The organism is Salinarimonas sp. (assembly GCF_046292825.1).
Lineage (GTDB): Bacteria > Pseudomonadota > Alphaproteobacteria > Rhizobiales > Beijerinckiaceae > Salinarimonas.
Window position 1 is genome coordinate 20,460 of the sequence record NZ_JBKBQG010000032.1, and the last position, 14,966, is coordinate 35,425.

At 71.7% G+C, this 14,966-nt stretch carries 12 protein-coding genes; 4 read left to right on the forward strand and 8 right to left on the reverse strand.

The window, feature by feature from the left end:
• Window positions 1–154: 154 nt before the first annotated feature.
• The 7 genes from ACK4UM_RS14870 to ACK4UM_RS14900 all read right to left on the reverse strand — a co-directional run bounded on the left by ACK4UM_RS14870 (window position 155) and on the right by ACK4UM_RS14900 (window position 8,164).
• Entirely contained in the window at window positions 155–790 is a 636-nt protein-coding gene (locus ACK4UM_RS14870; RefSeq protein WP_409800544.1) for an alpha-ketoglutarate-dependent dioxygenase AlkB family protein, read from the reverse strand.
• Window positions 787–1,407: a 2,3-bisphosphoglycerate-dependent phosphoglycerate mutase gene (locus ACK4UM_RS14875; protein ID WP_409800546.1), complete on the reverse strand. Its 621-nt coding sequence runs from the start codon at window positions 1,405–1,407 to the stop codon at window positions 787–789. Before ACK4UM_RS14875 ends, ACK4UM_RS14870 begins: the two co-directional genes overlap by 4 nt.
• A 29-nt stretch (window positions 1,408–1,436) precedes the next feature.
• Window positions 1,437–2,237: a 4-hydroxy-tetrahydrodipicolinate reductase gene (dapB, locus tag ACK4UM_RS14880; RefSeq protein ID WP_409800581.1), complete on the reverse strand. Its 801-nt coding sequence runs from the start codon at window positions 2,235–2,237 to the stop codon at window positions 1,437–1,439.
• A gap of 14 nt (window positions 2,238–2,251) precedes the next feature.
• On the reverse strand, window positions 2,252–2,938 hold the full coding sequence (gene grpE / locus ACK4UM_RS14885) for a nucleotide exchange factor GrpE (protein WP_409800548.1): 687 nt from the start codon (window positions 2,936–2,938) through the stop codon (window positions 2,252–2,254).
• Window positions 2,939–3,320: 382 nt separating this feature from the next.
• Entirely contained in the window at window positions 3,321–6,170 is a 2,850-nt protein-coding gene (ppc, locus tag ACK4UM_RS14890) for a phosphoenolpyruvate carboxylase (protein WP_409800550.1), read from the reverse strand.
• Window positions 6,171–6,506: 336 nt separating this feature from the next.
• Window positions 6,507–7,016 (reverse strand): OsmC family protein, encoded by a 510-nt coding sequence (locus tag ACK4UM_RS14895; protein WP_409800552.1) that lies wholly within the window; start codon window positions 7,014–7,016, stop codon window positions 6,507–6,509.
• Window positions 7,017–7,207: 191 nt separating this feature from the next.
• Window positions 7,208–8,164, reverse strand: coding sequence for an AEC family transporter (locus tag ACK4UM_RS14900; protein ID WP_409800554.1), 957 nt, complete (start codon window positions 8,162–8,164; stop codon window positions 7,208–7,210).
• A 163-nt stretch (window positions 8,165–8,327) separates the two neighbouring features.
• Between ACK4UM_RS14900 and ACK4UM_RS14905 the strand changes: the two genes are divergently transcribed.
• The 3 genes from ACK4UM_RS14905 (at window position 8,328) to ACK4UM_RS14915 (ending at window position 13,540) form a co-directional block, all read left to right on the forward strand.
• Window positions 8,328–11,096, forward strand: a complete 2,769-nt coding sequence (locus tag ACK4UM_RS14905) for a [protein-PII] uridylyltransferase (RefSeq protein WP_409800556.1) — start codon at window positions 8,328–8,330, stop codon at window positions 11,094–11,096.
• 134 nt (window positions 11,097–11,230) lie between these two features.
• The gene (locus tag ACK4UM_RS14910; protein ID WP_409800557.1) at window positions 11,231–12,835 is read left to right on the forward strand and encodes a sensor histidine kinase; all 1,605 of its coding nucleotides are present in this window, start codon (window positions 11,231–11,233) and stop codon (window positions 12,833–12,835) included.
• On the forward strand, window positions 12,836–13,540 hold the full coding sequence (locus ACK4UM_RS14915; protein ID WP_409800559.1) for a response regulator transcription factor: 705 nt from the start codon (window positions 12,836–12,838) through the stop codon (window positions 13,538–13,540). It begins immediately after the preceding gene.
• Window positions 13,541–13,788: 248 nt separating this feature from the next.
• Here the strand turns inward: ACK4UM_RS14915 and ACK4UM_RS14920 are convergent, their stop codons facing one another.
• Window positions 13,789–14,358 carry a hypothetical protein gene (locus tag ACK4UM_RS14920; protein WP_409800561.1) on the reverse strand — a complete coding sequence of 190 codons (570 nt, stop codon included), beginning with the start codon at window positions 14,356–14,358 and terminating at the stop codon, window positions 13,789–13,791.
• A gap of 189 nt (window positions 14,359–14,547) precedes the next feature.
• Between ACK4UM_RS14920 and ACK4UM_RS14925 the strand changes: the two genes are divergently transcribed.
• Window positions 14,548–14,964 (forward strand): CopG family transcriptional regulator, encoded by a 417-nt coding sequence (locus tag ACK4UM_RS14925; RefSeq protein WP_409800563.1) that lies wholly within the window; start codon window positions 14,548–14,550, stop codon window positions 14,962–14,964.
• The last annotated feature ends 2 nt before the right edge of the window (window positions 14,965–14,966 follow it).

The window sequence follows — 14,966 nt, forward strand, 5'->3', positions numbered from 1 at the left end:
TCACACGCGTGGAAGGACGCAGCCTACAGGCTGCTAATCTTGCGTGGGGATTCTGGGTTCCGGGCTCGCTTCGCGCCCCGGAATGACGGAGGGGGAAGAGGACGCTCTCTCTCTCCCTCTCTCTCTCTCTCGTATCGTGCGAACCGCGCTGCGCCTAGCCTCCCGGCTCGCCGACGCGGCGCAGGGTCAGGTTGATGCGGCCGGGCGCCGTCAGGAGCGTCGAGGTGCCGGGCAGGATCCGGTCGATGCCGTGGAAGGCGAGGCGGGAGGGGCCGCCGATGACGAGCGCGTCGCCGCTCTCGAGCCGGATCGAGCGCGTGGGCGCCTTGCGCGTGGTGCCGCCGTAGCGGAAGACGGCCGTGTCGCCGAGCGAGAGCGACACGACCGGCGCGCTCAGATCGGCCTCGTCGCGATCCTGGTGCAGCCCCATGCGCGCGCCGGGCTCGTACCAATTGACGAGGCAGGCTTGCGGGGGATCGGGGTGATCGGCAAGCGCGTCCCAGGCGGCGCGGGCGAGTTCGGGGATCTCCGGCCAGGGCGCGTGCGTCTCCGGATGCGTCGCCTGGTAGCGGTAGCCCGTCTCGTCCGAGACCCAGCCGAGCGGCCCGCAATTCGTCATCCTCACCGAGAACGGCGTTCCCGTGCGGGGCATGCGCGGCACGAAGAGCGGCGCCGCGCGCACCACCTCGCGGATCGCGTCGCGCAGCCGCTCCTGCGCCGCGCGGTCGAGATGGCCCGGCACGTGGACGAGACCGGGCGCGAGGGTCAGGCGCGGCGCCGGCCCGCTCACGTGTCGAGGACCTCCTTCGAGGCGACGCTGGTATCGGCCGCGAGCCGGTAGACGAAGGGGATGCCGGTCGCGAGCTCGAGCCCGGCGACCGCCTCGGTCGTCATGCCGTCGAGCACCATCATGAGCGCGCGCAGCGAGTTGCCGTGCGCGGCCACGAGGACGCGCTCGCCGCGCATGACCCGCGGCAGGATTTCGCGGATGTAGTAGGGCAGCACGCGCGCGACCGTGTCGCGCAGGCTCTCGCCGCCGGGCGGGTTCACGTCGTAGGAGCGCCGCCACAGGTGGACCTGGTGCTCGCCCCATTTCGCGCGGGCGTCGTCCTTGTTCAGCCCCGCGAGATCGCCGTAATCGCGCTCGTTGATCGCCGCGTCGCGGACGATCGGCAGGCCGGTCTGGCCGAGCTCCTCGAGGATCAGGTCGCAGGTGCGCTGGGCGCGGGTGAGCGCCGAGGTGAAGGCGACGTCGAAGGTGAGGCCGCGCGCGCGCAGGCGCCTCCCCGCGATCCGCGCCTCCTCGACGCCGAGCTCGGTCAGATCGGGGTCGCGCCAGCCGGTGAAGAGGTTCTTGGCGTTCCAATCGCTCTGCCCGTGACGGGCGAGCACCAACAGACGCTCCATCTCGCTGCGTTCCTTCTTCCCTAGCGTGGTCAATCGAGGCCCAGCACGTCGGCCATGGAATGGAAGCCCGGCGCCCGCCCGCGCGCCCAGAGCGCGGCCCGCAAGGCGCCCTTGGCGAACAGCGCGCGATCCTCCGCGACATGCCCGAGGACGATCCGCTCGCTCGGGCCGGCGAGGATCACCTGGTGCTCGCCGACGACGCTGCCGCCGCGCAGAGTGGCGAAGCCGATCGCGCCTTCGGGGCGCGCGCCGGTGTGGCCGTCGCGGCTCCTCACGCTGTTCTCGGAGAGCGCGATCCCGCGCCCGCGCGCGGCCGCCTCCCCGAGGAGGAGCGCGGTGCCGGAGGGCGCGTCGACCTTGTGGCGATGGTGCATCTCGACGATCTCGACGTCGAATTCCGGCCCGAGCGTCGCCGCGGCGCGGCGCACGAGCGCCGCGAGAAGGTTCACGCCCACCGACATGTTGCCGGACTGGACGACGACGCAGCCCGCCGCCGCCGCGCGCAGATGGTCGAGATCCTCCGCCGTAAGCCCGGTCGTCCCGACGATGTGGGCGACGCCGGCTTCCGCGCACAGATCGGCGAAGGCGCGGGTGGCGGCAGGCGTCGAGAAGTCGATCACGGCGTCCGCCGCGGCGACGCCCGCGCGGGCGGCGGCGCCGATCCGCACGCCGGTCTCGGGCAGGCCGGCGAGGGGGCCGGCATCGGCGCCGAGATGGGGCGAGCCTTCGCGCTCGAGGGCGGCGGCGAGCGCGACGCCCGGCGTCTCGGCGACGGCGCGCACGAGCGTGCGCCCCATCCGCCCCGAGGCGCCGACGATCGCGAGCCGCATGTCGCCCGCGCCGCTCACGAGGCGCCCGCCTCGCCGTCGCCCTGCGAGGACGCCGCGTCGGGCTTCGGGTCCGCCTTGGGTTCCGCCTTGGGTTCGGCCTTGGGGCCGCCCTTCGAGACGCCGACGAGCGCCGGGCGCAGCACGCGCTCGCCGATGACGTAGCCCGTCTGCACGACCTGCACGACGGTGCCGTTCGGGACGCTCGGATCGGGAACCTCGAACATCGCCTGGTGGAGGTTCGGGTCGAACTTGTGCCCCTGCGGATCGACCGGCTTGACGCCGTGGCGCTCGAGCGTGTGCAGGAGGTCGCGCTCGGTCAGCTCGATGCCCTCGACGAGGGCCTTGGCGGGACCCTCGAGGCCCTCGCGGGCGCCGCCGAGGCTCTCGAGCGCACGGCGGACGTTGTCGGCCACCGAGAGCATGTCGCGGGCGAAGGCGGTGGTCGCATAGGTGCGCGCGTCGGCCACTTCGCGCTCGGTGCGCCGGCGCATGTTCTCCATGTCGGCGAGGGTGCGCAGGAGCTTGTCCTTCAGGGAATCGCGGTCCGCCGCGAGGGCGGCGAGCGCCTCCTCGTACGCGTCGGCGCCGGTCGCGGCCTCCGCGCTCTCGCCGGCCGCCTCGTGCCGCTCGGCAGCGGCGCCTTCCTCGCGCGCGTCCTCGGTCGGACGGGTCTCGTTGCGCTGATGCTCGGTGCTGGTCATGTCGCGGCGATGGCCCTTCATGAGGTTGCGGGACGGTCGCGCCTCATATCAGGCGGATGGCGCGGGGAATCAAGCGCGAAGGGCGGGGTGTGGGGCGCGTCGCCCTCGTCGAGGAGGGGGTTCGCGCCCACCGGTGTCATCCCCGGCCGGAGCGCCGAAGGCGCGCAGGGAAAGGGGACCCAGCGCAAAGACCCGTGCGGAGCACACCATCGCGGCGGCGACGCGCCACCTGGTCGGCGGCGTCGGGAGCGCCTTCGGCGCTCAGTCGAATGCTGGGTCCCCTTTCCCTGCGCACGCTCGCGTGCTCCGGCCGGGGATGACACGGGAGTGTCGCTCGCTCCTCCCGGACGCTGGAGCGCACTTCCGTGCGTGCCCGCCCGTCTCACCCCGAATTGCGCAGCCCCGCCGCGACGCCGTTGATCGTCATGTGCAGCCCGCTCTCGACGAGGGCGTCGGTGTCGCCGGCGCGGTGGCGGCGCAGGAGCTCGATCTGGAGGTGGTTAAGGGGGTCGAGATAGGGAAAGCGGTTGCGGATCGAGCGGGCGAGGAGCGGGTTGCGCTCGAGGAGCGCCTTCTGCTGCGTGATCTCGAGCAGCATCGCGATCGACGCCTCCCACTCCGCCCGCAGCCGCGGGAAGATCGCCTGGGCGAGCGCGCGGTCGGAGACGAGGGCGGAATAGCGCGAGGCGATGGCGATGTTCGATTTCGCCAGCACCATGTCCATGTTCGACAATAGCGCCTGGAAGAAGGGCCAGTCGCGGTGCATGGCGCGCAGCGTCTCGATGCGCGCGGGGTCCTCCGCGAGATAGCTCGTGACGGCGGTGCCGAAGCCGAACCAGCCCGGCAGCATCAGCCGGCATTGCGCCCAGCCGAACACCCAGGGGATCGCGCGCAGGTCCTCGATGCGGCGCGAATTCGTCCGCGAGGCGGGGCGCGAGCCGATGTTGAGCTTGGCGATCTCGCCGATGACGGTCGTCTCCCAGAAATAATCCTCGAAACCGGGCGTCTCGTAGACGAGCGCGCGATAGGCCGAGAAGGCGCGCGCGGAGAGGTCCTCCATCACGGCGAGACGGGCCTCGTCGGGGGCGGGGTCGTCGCCGTGCAGGAGGCTCGCCTCCAGGGTGGCGGCGGCGAGGATCTCGAGATTGCGCCGGCCGAGCGCGGGGGTCGCGTATTTCGCCGCGATCACCTCGCCCTGCTCGGTGATGCGGATCGCGCCCTGCACCGCGCCGCCCGGCTGGGCGAGGATCGCCTGATAGCTCGGGCCGCCGCCGCGGCCGACGGTGCCGCCGCGGCCGTGGAAGAGCCGCAGCCGCACGCCCGCCTCGCGGAACACCCGCACGAGGGCGATCTCGGCCTTGTAGAGCTCCCAGCTCGAGGTGAGGAAGCCGCCGTCCTTGTTCGAATCCGAATAGCCGAGCATCACCTCCTGCTCGTTCCCGCGTGCGGCGACGAGGGCGCGATAGGCGGGCACCGCGAAGAGGTCGGCCATGATGCGCGGGGCGGCGCGCAGATCGGCGATCGTCTCGAAGAGCGGCACGATGTCGAGATCGAGCGCGCCCTCGTGCGGGCGCATCAGCCCGGCCTCGGCGAGGAGGACGGCGACCTCGAGCACGTCGGAGACCGAATCCGCCTTCGAGATCACGCAATGGCGGATCGCGTCCGGCCCGTAGCGGGCGCGCGCCGCCGCCGCCTCGCGAAGGATCGCGAGCTCGGAGGTGGTCTTCTCCGAATAGGCCACGTGGGGGGAGGCGAGGGGACGCGGCGTCGCCATCTCCTCGACGAGGAGCGCCACCCGCTCCGCCTCCTCGAGCGCGCGGTAATCGATGCCGGGGCGGGCGAGCGCGACGAGCTCGGCGATCGTCGCCTCGTGGACGTCGGAATTCTGGCGCAGATCGATCGTGGCGAGATGGAAGCCGAAGACGCTCACGGCCCGGCGCAGACCGCGCAGCCGCCCGCGCGCCAGCGCCGAGAGGCCGTTCGCCGAAAGCGAGCGGTCGATCGCATCGAGATGGGCGGAGAGCGCGGCCGCGCTCGGATAGGGTTGCGCCTCGGCGCTCTCCGGCAGCGCCTCGGCGAGTTCCGCATGGCCGAGCGCCCGCGCGGTCGCCGCGAGCCGCGTCGCGATCGTCGCGATGGCGCGGCGATAGGGCTCGTTGGCGCGGAAGGCCGAGCGGTCCGGCGAGATCTCGGCGAGCGCGCGCACCTCCTCGGAGGCGCCCACGAGGCGCCCGTCGAGCGACAGCTCCGCCCCGAGCGCCTTCAGCTCGGCGAGGATGTGCCGCAGCGCGGTGCGGCTCTGGAGCGCGAAGGCGGTGCGCAGGACGTCGGCGGTGACGAAGGGGTTGCCGTCGCGGTCCCCGCCGATCCAGCTGCCCATGCGCAGGAAGGGCGGCAGCTCCGCGTGCCGGTCGCGAAGGCCCGCGGCCGCGAGCGCGTCCTCGAAGCCGGCATAGAGCCGCGGCAGCTCGGCGAGCAGCGTGTCGTCGTAGAAGGAGAGCGCGTTGACCACCTCGTCGACGACCCGCAGCTTCGTCGTGCGCAGGATCGAGGTCTGCCAGAGGGTGAGGATCGCGCGCCGCAGCGCCTCGTCGTTCTCCGCCTCCTCGTCGGGGGTGAGGAGCCCGGTGTCGCGGGCGGTGAGGAGGCGCGCGACCTCCATCTCGCGATCGATCGTCGACTTGCGGCGCACCTCGGTCGGGTGGGCGGTCAGGACGGGGGAGATCGCCGCCCGCTCGAGCGTCGCCGAGAGCGCGGCGCGGCTCACGCCGGCATCCGCGAGCGCGCGGATCGTCGCCTCGAGGGTGCCCTCGCGCGGCGCCGAGCGGGCGCGGGCATGGGCGCGGGCGCGGCGGATGCGGTGCTGGTCCTCGGCGAGATTGGCGAGATGCGAGAAGTGGGAGAAGGCGCGCACGACGGGCAGCGTCTTCTCGCGGGAGATCGCGTCGAGCGTCGTCTGCAGCTCGCGGCGCGCGCCGTCGTCGTCGTCGCGGTGGAAGCGCAGGGCGGTCTGGCGGATGCGCTCGACGAGCTCGAACACCGCCACGCCCTCCTGCGCCCGCACGGTGTCGCCGAGGATGCGGCCGAGGAGCCGGATGTCCTCGAAGAGCGGCCTGTCCTTCTCCGCGACGCGCTCGCCCGCGCCGATGGCGAAGCCGGGGACGGGCGCGTCCGCGTCGGTCGCGTCGTCGCCTGCCGCCATGCCGCCCATCGCCAAACCGCCCATCGCCATGCCGCCTCCCGTGGGTTGCGGGGGTTCTCTCCAGCGACGCATCGTCCTTCGTTTTTGCGCTGCACGCAAGGCTCGGGCGGCGAGACGCGGGGTTCCTCACGCGCGTTTGAATCCTGCCTCCTAATGCCTCGACGCCGTCATTCCGGGGCGCGAAGCGAGCCCGGAACCCAGATCCACGACGCTTGTTCGAGCGCGCATGCGCGCTCGTTCCGAGAGTCCGAGATGATCGACCCGTCGAAGGACGCAGCCTACAGGCTGCTCATCCGAGGTCGGGAATCTGGGTTCCGGGCTCGCTTCGCGCCCCGGAATGACGGGCGAGGATCGATCTACGAACTCTCACGCGCGCGTGAGACGCGCCTCGATCGCGGGGGTGGCCTTGAGCGTCTGGAGGACGACGCAATAGCGCTCGGTGAGGTCGAGCAAGCGGTCGAGGCTCTCCTGGGGAGCGTCGGAATCGACCTCGAATGTCAGCCGGATCGCCGTGAACCCCACCGGCGCCTCGCGGTCGACCCCGAGCGTGCCGCGGAAATCGAGATCCCCCTCCGCGCGCACGGCGCCCGAGCGGATCGGGATCTCGAGCGCGGTCGCCACCGCGTTGAGCGTCACGCCGGCGCAGGCGACGAGCGCCTCGAGCAGCATGTCGCCCGAGCACAGATCCGCCCCGGTGCCGCCCGAGGCCTTGTGCAGCCCCGCCACCGCGACCGCGCGCGCGGTCTCCACCTTGCAGGCGACGCCCTCCGCGTCGAGCGTGCCGCGGGCGCTGAGCGTCACCTTCGCGGCCGCCGGATCGGCGCGGTACTTGTCCTTGATCGGCTTCTGCAGGTTGCGCAGGGCGGCGGCGTCCATGGCGAGGGATCTCCCGAGCGGGGCCGACAGCGGCCGGTGTCGCTCGAAGGTAGGGTGCGCCCCCGCCCGCTTCCACGCACGCCATCCGCAGGCGCGGGTGCGCCGATCGCCGCGGCGAACCGGCGCGAGTTTTGCTTGGCCCGGATTCGGGAGTTGGCTTTCCCGTGGGTAATCCTTGAGTAATCTACATGTCAGCCCGCGTAGATTGTCAGCAGAATTGTCAAGGTCGCCAGCGCGACGATCAGGGATGCGATGATCGCCACCGAGGTCTCATCCTCGAAATACTGATACTTGGACGCGAACACGAACACGCCAGCGCCGATGGGCTGGGCGGCCATGATCAGAGCCGCGACGAGCCACGGATCGCTCGCGTTCATGCCGAACACGAGCAGCGCCACGGCGAGCGTGACCGCCGGCTGCAGCACGACCTTGATCACGATGAGCGGCAGGATCGCGAAGATGCGCCTCCCCTCGCGCAGCGCGCCGGCATCGAGCTGGGCGAGGCCCAGTCCGAGCGCGAACAGCGCGGTCGGGCCCGCGGCGGCGCCGAGGAAGACGGCGAAACGCTCGAGAGGGTCCGGCAGGGGCAGCCCGCTCGCCGAAACCACGACGCCCGCCGCGACCGCGACGGTCAGCGGGTTCGTCAGCGTCGCCTTGAGCGCGCCGCCGATCGCCTGCCCGATCCCGCCGCCCTCCGCACTCGCGGTGCGCGTCATCACGTCGTGGAGGATGATCACCGTCATGATGACCGGGATGTTGTGCAGGATCGTCGCGATCGCGGCGGGCACGGCGGCCTCGGGGCCGAGCGCGGCGACGAGGATCGGGACGCCCATGTACCCCGTCGTCCCATAGGAGGCAGCCATGGCCGGGATCGCCGCCTGCGGCAGCCGCACCCCGCCCGCGCGCGCGACGACGAGGCCCGCGAGGAAGGCGAAAGCGATGCCCGCGAGCGTCGCCCCCATGAAACCCCATTGCTGCAACTCCGACACGTCGGCGCGCGCGACGGCGACGAAGAGCAGCGCCGGCAGAGCGCCGAAGAGCACGTAATCATTGAGGAGCTTCGTGCCGGCCTTGTCCACCCCGCGCCAGAGCGCGAAGAGGTATCCCGCGGCGATGACGGCGAAGACGGAAGCGACGATCTCGAGCATGAACTATTCCTGGATGTAAAGCGGAAAAAATACAATATCAGCGATCCGGGCGCTGGCCATGTCGCCGAACGCAATACGGCCATGCTACCTTGTCATGGCCACGCTTCCCCCTTCGGCTGCGGCCACTTCCACGCCGCCCGCCCCCCATGCTAGACCCGTGCGCATGGCCGGACCCGATCCCCTCCTGATGGAGCGCCTCGCCGACATCGATGCCGCGCTCGCGCTGGCGCCGCCGCGGGGGGCCGCGGCTCTGCGCGCGGCGCTCGTGCCGCCTCTGCGCGCGGCGCTCGAGGAGGCGCACGGCCGCGAGGAGGGGCGGCTCGTCGCCGAGCGCAACGGGCTCGCGACCGCCGAGCGCCTCTCGTCCGTGATGGACGAGATCGTGCGCGCGATCTTCCGCGCCGTGACGACCTATTCCTACCCCCTCGACAATCCCTCGACCGGCGAGCGCCTCGCGGTGCTCGCCACCGGCGGATACGGGCGCGGCACGCTCGCGCCGGGCTCGGACGTCGATCTCCTGTTCCTCCTGCCCTACAAGCAGACCGCGTGGGGCGAGAGCATCGTCGAGGCGATGCTCTACGTGCTCTGGGACCTCAAGCTGAAGGTCGGCCACGCCACCCGCTCGATCGACGAGTGCCTGCGCGAGGCGCGCGGGGACATGACGATCCGCACGGCGCTTCTCGAGACGCGCTACCTCCTCGGCGACGCCGCGCTCGCGGCCGAGCTCGTCCGCCGCTTCGACGCGGAGGTGATCGAGGGCTCGGCGGCGGATTTCGTCGAGGCGAAGCTCAAGGAGCGCGATCGGCGCGTCGGGCGCGCGGGCGCCTCGCGCTATCTCGTCGAGCCCAACGTCAAGGACGGCAAGGGCGGGCTGCGCGACCTCAACACGCTTTTCTGGATCGGCAAATACGTCTACCGCGTGCGCGACCCGAAGGAGCTCGTGGCCGCCGGGCTGTTCACGGCGGACGAATTCCGGCTGTTCCAGCGCTGCGAGGAGTTCCTCTGGCGGGTGCGATGCCACATGCACTTCGTCACCGGCCGCGCCGAGGAGCGCCTCACCTTCGACCTCCAGGCGAAGGTCGCCGCCCGCATCGGCTATTCGGAGCGCGCCGGGCTCTCCTCCGTCGAGCGCTTCATGAAGGGCTATTTCCTGCGCGCGAAGGACGTCGGCGATCTCACCGCGATCGTCTGCGCCGCGCTCGAGGCCCGCCACGCCAAGCCCAAGCCGATGCTCGACCGCGTGATCGGCACCTTCAAGCGCGGGCGGCAAGTGCGTCTGCAATCGGGCGATTTCGTCATCGAGAACGAGCGCATCACGATCAAGGACCCGACCGTCTTCGTCCGCGACCCGGTCAACCTGATCGCGCTCTATTGGCACGCGGACCGGCACACGGTCGCGATCCATCCGGATGCGAGCCGGCTCGCCACGCGCTCGCTGCGGCTGATCACGCCGGAAGTGCGCAAGGACGCCCGGGCGAACCGGCTCTTCCTCGAGATCCTCACCTCGAAGAACGCCCCCGAGAGCGTGCTGCGCCGGATGAACGAGGCGGGCGTGCTCGGCCGCTTCGTGCCCGATTTCGGGCGCATCGTGGCGATGATGCAGTTCAACATGTACCACCATTACACGGTGGACGAGCATCTGATCCGCTCGATCGGGCGCCTCGCCGATCTCGAGGCCGGGCGGCTCGATGCCGACCACCCGCTCTCCCACCGGATCATCCACACGATCCAGCATCGTCGCGCGCTCTATGTGGCCTTGTTCCTGCACGACATCGCCAAGGGGCGGGAGGAGGACCATTCGGTCCTCGGCGCGCGCATCGCCCGCCGGCTCGGGCCTCGCTTCGGGCTGACGCCGGCGGAGGTCGACACGGTCGTCTGGCTCGTCGAGCATCATCTTCTCATGTCGACGATCGCGCAGAGCCGCGACCTCTCCGACCCGCGCACGATCCAGGATTTCGCCGGCATCGTGCAGACGATGGAGCGCCTCAAGCTCCTCCTGCTGCTGACCGTCGCCGATATCGGCGCCGTCGGACCCGGCGTCTGGACGGGGTGGAAAGGCGAGCTCCTGCGCACGCTCTATTACGAGACCGAGATGGCGCTCGGCGGCGATGCCGAGATCGCCCGGCCGCAGCGCATCCGCATGGCGCAGGAGCAGCTGCGCGCCGAGCTCGACGATTGGTCGGCGCCCGATTTCGAGGCCTATGCGGCCCGCCATTACCCCTCCTACTGGTTGCGCGTCGCTTTGCGCTGGCGGGTCAAGCACGCGCGCTTCATCCGCGAGGCGGCGGAGCGGGGGGACGACGTCGCCGTGCGCTTCGAGACGGACGCGTTCCGCGGAGTGACCGAGCTCTCGGTCGTCTCCCCCGACCATCCGCGCCTCCTCGCGATCGTCACCGGCGCCTGCGCGGCGGCGGGAGGAAACATCGTGGACGCGCAGATCTTCACGACCGTCGATGGGCTCGCGCTCGACACGATCTTCATTTCCCGCGAGTTCGACCGCGACGAGGACGAGCTGCGCCGGGCCGAGCGCGTCGCGCGCTCGATCGAGCGGGCGCTCAAGGGCGAGGTCAAGATCGCCGATCTCGTCGAGAGCCGCCGCGCCCCCAAGGAACGCGCCCGTCCCTTCGTGGTGCTGCCGGAGGTCGTCATCGACAACGCCTTGTCCTCCCGCCACACGGTGCTGGAGGTGAGCGGGCTCGATCGGCCGGGGCTGCTCTACGACCTGACGACGGCGTTGGGGAAGCTCAACCTCAACATCGCCTCCGCCCATATCGCGACCTTCGGCGAGAAGGCGGTCGACGTCTTCTACGTGACCGACCTCACCGGCGGAAAGGTCACGCAGCCCGCCCGCCAGAGCGCCGTGCGCAAGGCGGTGCTCGACGTGCTCGGCGGCGAGAAGCAGGCCAAGGGCGGGGCGCTCGCGCGGGTCTGATCGCGAAGCTTTGATCGCGCGCGCCCCGGCAAGCGCCGCTTTGCGACGACGCGTCCCATCGCCAGGGCCGGCGCTTTCCGCATGGTCGCCCCGAGGCGCCCCCCGCGCCCATCGACCATCAGGAGGCACGGCGCGTGTTCGCCCGCAAGCTCGTCTCGGCCTTCGCGCTGCTCGCGCTCCTCGCGACCGTCTACGGCGCGTCGGCCTGGTGGATCGCGGCGGAGGCGGAGCACCGGGTGATGCGCGGGCGCGTCGCGGCCGATCTCTATCGCGGCGCGGCGATCCTCGACGTGGAGGTCGCGGCTTTGCGCGGGCTCGTCGCGAGCGGCCTCGCCGACGAGCCCGAGGTCGCGATCGACCCCGGGCCCGTCGTCGCCTCGCTCGCCGACAAGCACGCCGCGCTCCTCCGGCTCGCCCGCGACGCGCGGCGCATGGATGCGGAGCGCGGCAAGGCCCTCGACGAGCATTCCGTGCGCGATCGGCTGCTCGCCGACGTCGCCGCGGGGATCGCGCGGCTCGGCGAGGACCTCGCCGACGCGCTCGCGGCGGCGGCGAACGGCGTCGTGGCCGTCGAGGAGGCGCCCCTCGCGCGGCTCGACCAGCGGCTGCGGCCCGACGGGACGCTCGCGCGCGCGGTCGCGGCAGCGGTCGCCTTCGAGCGCGAGGACGTCGAGCGCGAGCGCGTCGTCGCCGACGACGGTTTGGCGCGGGTGCGCGTCGTGGCGCTCGCGGCGATGGCGGGGTTCTGCGCCACCGCGCTGGCGCTCGCCCTGTTTCTCTATCGGCTGATGCGCCGCCCGCTCGCGGAGCTGACCGAGGGCCTGCGCGCCTTCGAGAGCGAGCGGCTCGACCATCGCATTCCCGAGCGGCGCCGCGACGAGTTCGGCCTCCTCGCCGCGAGCGCCAACCGCATGGCCGAGCGCCTGGCGACCTCGCGCGCCGCAGAAGCGACGTTGCGCCGTTCGCTCGAGCGCCGCGTCGCCGAGCGCACCGCGCGGCTGCAACGGGCGATCGCGGATCTCGAGGAAGCGGACCGACGGCGCCAGCAGCTCTTCGCCGATATCGGCCACGAATTGCGCACCCCTGCGACCGTGATCCGCGGCGAGGCGGAGGTCGCCTTGCGCGGCAAGACTGCGGATGCCGGTCCCTATCGCGAGGCGCTCGCGCGCATCGTCGACGGCGCCCGCCAGCTCTCGCGCGTCATCGACGATCTCCTCGTCGTCGCCCGCGAGGACGCCGACGCGCTGCGGATCGACGCGCGCCCGCTCGACGCCAACGCCGTCCTCGCGCGCATGCTGCCCCCGCCCGGCCCGCTCGGTCCGCCGGTCGAGCGGGAGATCGCGCCCGGCGAGGCGCGGATCGTCGCGGACGAGATGCGGCTGCGGCAGGTGATCGGCATCCTCGTCGACAACGCGCTGCGTTATTCGCCCGAGAGCGCGCCGGTGGTCGTCCGCGCGGATGTCGCGGACGGCGTCTGGCGCCTCGAGATCCGCGATCGCGGCATCGGCATCGCGCCGAAGGATCTGGAGCGCGTGTTCGAGCGCGGCTTTCGCGGGAGCGAGGCGCGGCGGGTGCGGGCGGACGGCTCGGGTCTCGGCCTGCCGATCGCGCGCATGCTCGTCGAGCGCCATGGCGGGCGCCTCGTCATCGAGAGCGAAGGCGCGGGGCTCGGCACGACGGCAAGGGTCGAGCTGCCGCTCGAGGAGAGTGCGGCCGGGGACATGGAAGAGGCGAGCTGAATGGACATTCTCGTCGTCGAGGACGATCCGCGGGTGGCGGATTTCCTGGAGCGCGGCCTGCGGGCGGAAGGCTATCGCGTCCGCCGCGCGGTGGACGGCCACGAGGGCCTGCGCCAGGCCCGCGCGCTCGCGCAGGAGCTCGACGGCTCGGGCGCCACCGCGATCGTGGTGCTCGATCTGATGCTGCCGGGAATGAGCGGGCTCGAGGTCTGCCAATGCCTGCGCGCGACGCGCGTCGACCTGCCGATCCTGATGCTGACAGCCATGAGCGACGCGCGCGATCGGGTGGCGGGACTGCGGATGGGCGCCGACGATTATCTCGGCAAACCCTTCGACTTCGAGGAGCTGCTCGCGCGCATCGAGGCGCTCGCGCGCCGGGCCGGCCGCGGCGAGCGTCCGGCTGCGCGCCTGCGCCGGCTCGGTTGCCTGACTTTCGATCCGAGCCTGCCGCAGGCGCGCCTCGACGGCGTCGAGCTCGATCTCACGGCGACCGAGCTCGCGCTCCTCGAGCTCTTGATGTCGAGCCCCGAGAAGGTGTTCAGCCGCGAGCGCATCCTCGCGAACGTCTGGGGCGTCGACCGCGACCCTCTGACGAACGTCGTCGACGTCTACATCGCGCGGCTGCGGCGCAAGATCGCCGGCCCGCCGGACGCGCCCCGCATCGAGACGGTCCGGCGGCTCGGCTATCGCCTGCGCGCGCCGTGAGCGGACGGCGAGGCGGCCACGGACCACGCGCTTGCCGGTGGCTGTCATCCCGGGCCGCGAAGCGGACCCGGGACCCATATCCTCGACGCATGATCGAGCGCGCATGCCGCGCTCGCTGCACGATGCCGGAGCTTCGGTCCGCAGAGACACGCAGCCTATAGGCTGCGACCCATGCGTCGGCGTGTATGGGTCCCGGATCGCCTGCGGCGTCCGGGATGACAGCCTCGGGCGTCCGTCGGAAGCGCCCCTCAGCTGCCGAAGGGCAGCGAGGAATGGTGGAGCACGATGCGCAGATTGCCCTCGCCGTCGCGCTTGAAGCCCCAGGTCTTGTCGACCGTGGTGACGCTGCCGTCGGCGTTCGTGAGGTGCACGTTGCCCATGGTCTTCGCGACGTCGCCCGCGATGAAGATCGCCGCGTTCTCGATCTCGACGGCGGTCCAGCCCTTGAGCGCGAAGCCGTCGTCGGCGGGGAAGTTCTCGTCGTGGCCGACGAAATAGGCGAGCGCGCCCTCGCGCGTCGTGCGGAAGGTGTCCGGCGCCGTCGTCAGCGTCGGCTTGAACAGGACCGGGCCCATGTCGAAGCCGTAGGCGCTGTCGATCACCGCCTCGGCGGTGGCGCGCGCGGCCTCGATACCGCCCTCCTCGAAATCGCGCGAGATCTGGACGAGCGCCTCGCCCCAGGCGGCCTGCGCGGCCTCGACCTCGGCCTGGGTGATCTGCGTGTCGATGCGCGTCGCGTCCACCGCGAGCGCGGCGGTGGTGGTCATCGCGAGGGCGGCGAGCGCGGCGAGGCCGCCGGCGAGGGTCTTCTTGGTCATGTTCAGGCTCCCATGTTCGCGCGACGCGTCCGTGCGTCGCTTGGCGAAGATGAAGATCGGGAGGGGGGATGAACGGCGCCTGTGACGGGCGTGAAGCCCGCATGAAACGCGCATGAACGCCCGCAGCCCCTTGCGCCGGGCGCCTCCACCCTCCAGATACCATCCAGCGGGATGGCAGGGAGATGGCGGATGACGGGCGAGCGGGAGATCCGGCCCAAGGCGGGCGAGGCGGAGAAGATCACGATCAATCTCGGCCACGTCGATCTCGGCCGGATCGACCTCCTCGTCGCGGAGGGCTTCTACGGCACGCGGACGGATCTGATCCGCACCGCGATCCGCCGGGAGCTCGACCGTCACGAGGAGGCGGTGCGGCGATCGGTGGAGCGTCGGGATCTCGAACTCGGTCTGCGTCGTTGGTCTCGCGCGGATCTGGAGAAGGCCAGGGCGGCCGGCGTCAAGCTCAGCATCCAGGTGCTGGGCCTCGCCGTGATCGACCCCGACGTGACGCCCGAGCTCGCGCTCGACACGATCGCCTCCATTCACGTGCTCGGCGCCCTGCAAGCCTCCCCGGCGGTCAAGGCCGCCCTGCGCGACCGCATTCGTTGACC

Bases quoted from the DNA above. Each gene is read 5' to 3' on its own strand.
- ACK4UM_RS14905 (WP_409800556.1), top strand. From the start codon at position 8,328: ATGGCCGGACCCGATCCCCTCCTGATGGAGCGCCTCGCCGACATCGAT.
- ACK4UM_RS14895 (WP_409800552.1), bottom strand. From the start codon at position 7,016: ATGGACGCCGCCGCCCTGCGCAACCTGCAGAAGCCGATCAAGGACAAG.
- grpE (WP_409800548.1), bottom strand. From the start codon at position 2,938: ATGACCAGCACCGAGCATCAGCGCAACGAGACCCGTCCGACCGAGGAC.
- dapB (WP_409800581.1), bottom strand. From the start codon at position 2,237: ATGCGGCTCGCGATCGTCGGCGCCTCGGGGCGGATGGGGCGCACGCTC.
- ACK4UM_RS14925 (WP_409800563.1), top strand. From the start codon at position 14,548: ATGACGGGCGAGCGGGAGATCCGGCCCAAGGCGGGCGAGGCGGAGAAG.
- ACK4UM_RS14875 (WP_409800546.1), bottom strand. From the start codon at position 1,407: ATGGAGCGTCTGTTGGTGCTCGCCCGTCACGGGCAGAGCGATTGGAAC.
- ACK4UM_RS14915 (WP_409800559.1), top strand. From the start codon at position 12,836: ATGGACATTCTCGTCGTCGAGGACGATCCGCGGGTGGCGGATTTCCTG.
- ACK4UM_RS14920 (WP_409800561.1), bottom strand. From the start codon at position 14,358: ATGACCAAGAAGACCCTCGCCGGCGGCCTCGCCGCGCTCGCCGCCCTC.
- ppc (WP_409800550.1), bottom strand. From the start codon at position 6,170: ATGGCGATGGGCGGTTTGGCGATGGGCGGCATGGCGGCAGGCGACGAC.
- ACK4UM_RS14900 (WP_409800554.1), bottom strand. From the start codon at position 8,164: ATGCTCGAGATCGTCGCTTCCGTCTTCGCCGTCATCGCCGCGGGATAC.